The sequence below is a fragment of the Arthrobacter sp. AK01 genome, assembly GCF_021109375.1.
Classification (GTDB): domain Bacteria; phylum Actinomycetota; class Actinomycetes; order Actinomycetales; family Micrococcaceae; genus Arthrobacter.
The window spans coordinates 1-7,209 of the sequence record NZ_JAJOHP010000124.1; the positions used below are offsets into that span (position 1 = coordinate 1).

Annotated in this window: 4 protein-coding genes and 1 pseudogene; 2 read left to right on the forward strand and 3 right to left on the reverse strand. The window is 63.9% G+C overall.

Annotated features, from left to right (window positions below):
* Positions 1–120: pseudogene (locus LN996_RS23140) on the reverse strand (lipoyl synthase); the annotation flags it as partial.
* Positions 117–785 (reverse strand): lipoyl(octanoyl) transferase LipB, encoded by a 669-nt coding sequence (gene lipB / locus LN996_RS23145; RefSeq protein WP_231343438.1) that lies wholly within the window; start codon positions 783–785, stop codon positions 117–119. The pseudogene LN996_RS23140 and the gene lipB, both read right to left, overlap by 4 nt.
* A 149-nt stretch (positions 786–934) precedes the next feature.
* Here lipB and LN996_RS23150 point away from each other — a divergent pair, with 149 nt between their 5' ends.
* Positions 935–2,575 (forward strand): serine/threonine-protein kinase, encoded by a 1,641-nt coding sequence (locus LN996_RS23150; RefSeq protein WP_231343439.1) that lies wholly within the window; start codon positions 935–937, stop codon positions 2,573–2,575.
* A 16-nt stretch (positions 2,576–2,591) separates the two neighbouring features.
* Here the strand turns inward: LN996_RS23150 and LN996_RS23155 are convergent, their stop codons facing one another.
* Positions 2,592–3,491: a TIGR01777 family oxidoreductase gene (locus LN996_RS23155; protein ID WP_231343440.1), complete on the reverse strand. Its 900-nt coding sequence runs from the start codon at positions 3,489–3,491 to the stop codon at positions 2,592–2,594.
* Positions 3,492–3,576: 85 nt separating this feature from the next.
* On the opposite strand from LN996_RS23155, the gene LN996_RS23160 reads away from it, so the two are divergent.
* Positions 3,577–7,107, forward strand: coding sequence for a S41 family peptidase (locus tag LN996_RS23160; RefSeq protein WP_231343441.1), 3,531 nt, complete (start codon positions 3,577–3,579; stop codon positions 7,105–7,107).
* Positions 7,108–7,209: the final 102 nt, after the last annotated feature.

Genomic DNA, 7,209 nt, shown 5'->3' on the forward strand with positions numbered 1-7,209 from the left:
GACAAACTCAGGACCCATCTGGACCTTGGCCTTGATCCACTCGGGCTTGCGTTCAACCGGGACCGCCGCGTTACGCGCCTCAACGCGCAGCAACTTACGGCCTTCAGGTGCCAAGGTCACTGGAGTGCTCCTTCGGGGGTGGAAACGAGTGCTTCTTCATGCTTGCGGAACTCTTCCACGAAGCGGTCAACGATGTCGGCAGGATTGATGGTCCGGCCTGCTTCCAGCGACATGGTGGTGACGCTGGCGTCAGTGATTCCACAGGCGATGATCTGTGCGTAAGGCGCCAGGTCATTGCTGCAGTTGATGGCGACACCGTGCATGGTGACACCGTCCAGGACGCGTATGCCGATGGCGGCAATTTTGCGGTCCGGACCCTTTTCATCGGCAAGAATCCAAACCCCTGCCCGGCCCTTCACAGTGACTGCGTTAATGCCGTAGTCACTCATGACCGCGATCATGGTGGCCTCAAGCCGTTCCACATAGTCGCGGATACCGGCGCGGTTCTTGAGTTTGAGAATGGGGTAGGCAATCAGCTGGCCGGGGCCGTGCCACGTTAGTTTGCCGCCACGGTCCACGGGAACAACGGGTGTCCCGTCAAAGGGACGCTCGTGATCTTCCGTGAGTTTGCCGGCCGTATAGACGGCAGCGTGCTCCAGGAGCAAGACGGTGCTGTTCTGCTCGCCCGCAACAACTTTGTTGTGGATCTCGCGCTGCAGGTCCCAGCCCTGCATGTAATCAACGAATTCCGGGGCAAGACCCAGTTCTGAAAACTCAAGAGTCATGGGTTCAAGCTTAGACCCAGCAGGACAGTGGCCATGATTTTGTGGTGAACCTCTCAGTCGCATCCTGCGCTGTCGTTGGCAAGCTGCCGGAAGCGGGCGCCCTGTGGATAACTTCTGCGGAAAATCCCCTGGTCCGGTAGACCTTGTCTATGGAAAAACTGGATATTCCCGCCGGTGTCGTGCCCCTCGTTCCGGGTTACCAGATATCCCGCCAATTGGGCCAAGGCAGCAGCTCCACAGTGTGGCTCGTGACAAGGAACAGTGACGGGGTGCGTCTTGCGATCAAGTGCGGCGGAGGAGCAAGCGGAGAAAGCAGCAGCGGCGGCGTCATCACAGAAGGTGTTGCGCGGGAGGTCAGGCTCCTCGCGGGCTTCAAGCATCAGCACCTCGTTCGAATTCATGAAGTCCTGCCTGTGACTGGAGGCGCCGGGGACACTGCCGGGATTGTCATGGACTACGCCGCCGGTGGCTCACTGGCCAACCTGATGGCCGGGCGGGGCATTCTTCGCGTGGGCGAAGCGGTGACCATGCTGACCCCTCTCGCCCAGGCCCTGGACTACCTGCACGTCAACGGTGCGGTGCACGGAGACGTGTCGCCGGGGAATGTGTTGTTCACGGCAGAGGGGATGCCACTGCTTGCAGACTTCGGCGTGGCCGCCATGGTGGGGGGCGCCCAGCAGGTCATGGATGCAGGGACTCCGGGCTTCAGGGATCCATCAGTCGTCCCCGCAGGCGGTCATGCCCGGCGCGAACTGCAGCCACAGCGTGATGTCTATTCGCTGGCCGCCGTTGGATGGTATTGCTTGACCGGATCTGCCCCGGCGGACACCCGGCACCGCCCACCTTTGTCCCTGCTGGTTCCCGATGTTCCCAAGTCCCTCATGGCTGCTTTGGAGGCTGCGCTTGACACCGATCCCCATGTACGTCCGACTGCCCGGGAACTCGGCACGGCGATTTTCAGAAGCGCTGCTCCCGAGCCGCTGGACTTGTCCGGAGCCGTGCATCCCTCCGTCATTCCAGAGCTGCTCACCCGACGCGAGGCGTTGGGGCGTTCACCCCGCCGCGCACCACGGTGGATACGCCGGTTCCATCAATTTCCGTCGGTCGGACCAGAGGCCACAATCCGACCGGAAGGCCGCCGACGTCGAAGCACGGGCGCCCGGATCAAGAACCTTGCGTTGGTCCTGGCGGCCGGCATGCTTATTGGCGCCGGTGGGTGGACCGTTTCCCAGCAGGGCCCTCTGCCGTGGCAGCAGAACCAGGCGTCTTCCACTCAGCCGGCAGGAGCCATCGGAAGCAGCGCACCCAGCCTTGTGCCAGCACCCGGCCCAGCATCCTCAACCGCTGCCGCGCACGCCGCGGACCTGCCCGAAGCCCTTGCCGAAGGCCTTCGGGCTGAGGATCCGGCAGTGGCAGTAAAGGCATTGTCATCCGTCCGTGATGTCGCCTTGGGACAGGGACGCCTTGACCTGTTGGCCTTGGTCAACGTGCCGGGATCACCCGCTGAAGTTGCCGACAACCAGGTGGCGGATCACCTCAAAGAGGCAGGAACTGTTTTCGCCGGGTTTTCGACGACGTTGTCCGGAGTGACCGTTGAAGGATCCCCGGACTCCAATGACGTAATGGTGGGGGCTACTGTTGCCACGTCGACCTTTGAGGAACGCGATTCGTCGGGGGCAGTGGCACACACCTGGCTCGCCGGTTCGCCGCAAGACCTCCGTTTGCACGTGGTTCGCACAAACGGCCGGTGGCGGATATCCGGGATCCTGGCCCCAAGTGTGGCCGGGTGATGAGTTGAGGAGCTGGTCAGCGCGGGGTGTCTTGAGTCAGCCAGGTCATGGCATCAGAGAGAGATGGGTGCTGCCAGTGGAAACCAGCCTCCGCCAGGCGGGAGGGCTCCATTCGCTGGTTGGCCAGAACGAGTTCATCTGCCAGTCGTCCGAGAACCAAACGCAAGGCAGGCCGGGGGACACGGCAGACGGCAGGCCGGTGGAACGCCTTCGCGAGGCTTGCGACGATCGCGTTGACATCCGCGCTCTCCGGCGCGCAAACATTCACGGGTCCATCGATGTCGGATGTGAGGAGATATGCCAGCGCCCGTGCTTCGTCGGTCAGTGTTATCCAAGGCCAGTACTGGCGCCCGTTCCCAAACGGTCCACCGAGTCCGAGTTTTAGCAAGGGGAGCAGCGGCCCAAGTGCGCCTCCGGAGGTGCTGAGCACCACGCCGGTCCTCGGAGTCACTACCCGCACGCCCGATGGCGCTGTCCTTGCCGTGCGCTCCCACTCAACACACAAACTGCCCAGCACGCCTGCGCCGGGACCCGAATCCTCGCGCAGAACGCCTTCGCGCGAGGCGCCGTAGTAACCGGACGCGGATTGGCTGACGAAGGTAGCCGGCGGACTGGCAAGACGTCGCATGGCGGCCGTCAGGGTCCCGGTGGCCTGGAGACGGGAATCCCGGAGGACCCTTATCCGCCGTTTGGTCCACGGACGGTCCCCGATGCCGGCACCGGAGAGGTTGACGACGGCATCGGTGTTGTCCAGGACGGCCTCATCGAGTTCTCCCGCCGCCGGGTCCCACGTCCATTCACCAGTGTCCCTGGCAGGTCGCCGTACCAGGCGGATGACGTCATGGCCCTGACCCCGCAGGTGCCCTGACAGTGCAGTTCCAATCATTCCCGACGCTCCGGACATCACGATTCTCATGACCCATCTCACCATGGACAGCGTGTGTGGCGGAAACGCCTGTCGGTGCGGCTGAGGGTGGGCACCTCTTGACTATGATCGAACAATGACCTCCTCCAGCTACCTCCGTTTCCCGCATGTGCACGGCGATCTGGTCACTTTCGTGGCAGAAGATGACATCTGGATCGCGCCCCTCTCCGGCGGCCGTGCCTGGCGTGTTTCATCGCAGCAACTGCCAGCCAGGAACCCCCGTTTCACTCCCGACGGGAAGCGGCTTGTATGGACGGTGATTGTTGGGACGTCACCGGAGGTCGTGACGGCAGAGGTCGACGGCGGTGGATACAGGCAGTTGACCTACTTTGGACACAGCACCACAAAAGTCAAAGGCTTCACCCCTGCCGGAAACGTGGTGGTCACCAGCGCTTTCCAGCAGGCCGAAAGCCGGCACACGCATGCCTACAGCCTCCCGCTTGACGGCGGTGCCGCCGTCGAACTTCCTTTCGGTCCCGTTGAGGCAGTTGCTTTCGGTCCCGAAATCGGTGATGAGAAGCCCGTGGTCCTGGCCAGCGTCCTTTCCCGCGAGCCGGCATGGTGGAAGCGATACCGTGGCGGCACCGCCGGCAAGCTGTGGATCGACGCCGACGGTAACGGTGAGTTCGACCGATTGGTACCCGAGGTGGATGGCAACGTTACCGACCCGCTGTGGGTCAATGGGCGCATCGCTTTCCTGTCAGACCATGAGGGGTACGGAAACCTCTACTCCGTGCTGCCCGATGGGTCGGGGCTGCGCCGGCACACCGACCATGAGGACTTCTACGTCCGGCACGCCAGCACTGACGGCAGCCGGGTGATTTTCGAATCCGCCGGAGAACTGTGGATGATCCCATCGCTTGACGGTGACGCCGAGGCTGCCAAACTGAACATCACCCTGGGTTCAGCGTCCCCGGCCCGCCGTCCGGCACCGCTCAAGGCCTCTGCGCACCTTGGCGATGTGGTTCCCAACGCCGCTGGCACTGCCAGTGCCGTCGAAGCGCACGGAACCCTCCATTGGCTTCGCCACAAGGACGGTCCTTCACGGGTGGTGGAAGCGACGCCCGGAGTCCGCGCCCGCTTGCCACGTCCGCTCACTGACGGCCGGATCGCTTACGTCGCTGACCACGGCTCCGTTGAAGCCGTGTACATCAAGCGCATCGCTTCGCGTCTTTCCGCAACTGTTGAGGTGCCTGCAAAGGTTGATCCAGAGCCCGCTCCGGCCGGCGACTCAGATCCCTTGCCCAAGCCTGTCTCCGCCTCGAATGTGCTCGGGCAGGGGAGCACGTCGGTGCCGACGACCACCCCCATAAAGCCAGCGGACGGGGGCGCAGCTCCGGAAGGGGACCCAGCCCGCGAAAAATCCGGCGAGGCGGTCGAACCGTCGGCGGACACTGTGAGCGGATCGGCGACACCCACAGGCCTTGTACCAGCGGAAGACACGGGTGACGTCCGCATTGATTTCCCGTCGCCTACGCGTACGAGTGCCCTGGAAGCCAGCCCGGACGGCCGCTGGCTGGCCATTGGCACCGCGTTCGGTGACGTCTTCGTGGCCGATACTGCGGCGGGCACCCTGACCCTGCTGGTCAGCGTTGGTGAGGGCAGCATCGATCAACTGGCGTGGTCCGGTGACTCGCAGTGGCTCGCATGGTCCGAGCCCGTCACTTCCTTTGGCTCGCGGAGCAAACTCCGGATCGCCCGCCCAGGCGAGGCTGAGGCCGGCATCATTGATGTCACGGATGGGCGTTTCTGCGATGAATCGCCGCGGTTCACCCCTGATGGTAAGTTCCTTGCTTTCCTGTCCAACCGAAGCTTCGACCCCGTATATGACGGCCACTCCTTCGACTTGTCCTTCCCGAGCCCGATCAAGCCGTACCTGGTTGCCTTGGCCGCGGACACCCCTTCACCGTTCGGCCCGTCCGTTGACATGCTCGAGGATGTCCCGCCCACCTCGACCAAGTCCGACGACGGCGGCGCACCTGCCGTGCGGGTCGATCCGGACGGCCTTGCGCACCGAGTCATCGCAGTCCCTGTGCCCCAAGGAAATTACACGGAGTTGGCTGTCGGAGTCGGCGCACTCTTGTGGCTCGATACTGAGCTCGCGGGCGTCACCGGTGAAGGCAAAGGCACGCTGCAGGATAAGAAGAGCTCACCATCGTTGGTGCGCTATGACCTGGCAAAGCGTAAGCAAACCACCCTGGTTTCTGCTGTGGACAGATACCGTTTGTCGGGCGACCTGACACGGGTTGTCTACATCCTCGACCAACAGATCACGTCCGTGCCTGCTGACGCCAAGGTGGATGAAGACTCCGGAGACCTTGTGAAGGTGGAACTTAACAGGGTCCGCGTCACCCTTGACCCCGTGGCTGCGTGGGGACAGTCGTTTGATGAGGCGTGGCGCCTCCAGCGGGACTTCTTCTGGACTGCCGACATGGCTGGCCAGGATTGGGACTCCGTGTACAAGCGGTACCGCCCTGTGGTGGATCGCCTCGGTTCCCATGACGACCTGGTGGACCTGCTGTGGGAGATCCATGGCGAGCTGGGGACCTCCCACGCCTACGTTAAGCCGGCCGCAGTGACCGAGCCCGGACGTAACGGCCAGGGCCGGCTTGGCGCTGAGTTGCAACTCGGTAAGCAAGGCTGGGAGATTACACGGATTCTGGCGGGGGAGTCGTCCGACCCCTTGGCTACTTCACCCTTGACGCGTCCCGGAGCGGACGCGAAGGTGGGCGACGTCCTTCTGGCGATTGACGGCGTCGAACTTTCCGCGGCCTTGACACCGGCCATGCAACTGGCGGGCGCTGCAGGCAGGACTGTCGAGCTGACGCTTCTGAACGGTGAAGGACATGGCGAAGCCGCCGGTGAACAGCGTCGAGTGGCCGTGGTACCTGTCCGTGACGAGGAGAGGTTGCGGTACCAGGATTGGGTCAGGGCCAACCGTCGCACGGTACGTGAGGCCTCGGACGGCAAGTTTGGCTACCTCCACGTCCCGGACATGATGGCCAACGGCTGGGCGCAGCTCCACCGCGATCTCGACACCGAAACTGCGCTGGATGGCCTGATCGTGGACGTGCGGCGCAACCGTGGCGGGCATACGTCCCAACTGGTAGCCGAACTGATCGGACGGAAGGTCACCGGATGGAGCATGCCGCGCGGAGAGAAGCCGCGTACGTACCCGCACCATGCGCCGCGGGGCCCTGTGATCATCCTGGCCGACGAATTTGCCGGATCGGACGGTGACATCATCACGCAGGTTTCCAAGCTCAGGGGCATCGGCCCGGTCATCGGTACGCGGACCTGGGGCGGCGTGGTGGGCATCGACAACCGCTTCGCCCTGGCCGACGGTACAGGTGTGACGCAGCCCCGCTACGCCACCTGGTTCAGTGGCGGGATCGGTTGGGACGTTGAAAACCGCGGGGTGGAGCCGGACATCGAAGTGCTCTTCCCACCCCACGCCTACGCTGCAGGAACAGATCCGCAGCTGGAGTACGGGATCGGCGCGCTCAAGGAAATGATCCAGGAACTGCCAACTGATCGTCCGCCCCTGCGTGAGGGCTACCGGAAGGTGCGGCCGGCACCACTGCCCTCGCGTCCGCAAAAGGGTTAGCAGGCGGGTCGGGCACAGAAGAGCCCCCGCGGCGGCACGCGGGCGGGAGGGGGGGGGGGGGGGGGGGGTTTGGGGGGGGGGGGGGGGGGGGCCCCCCCGGGG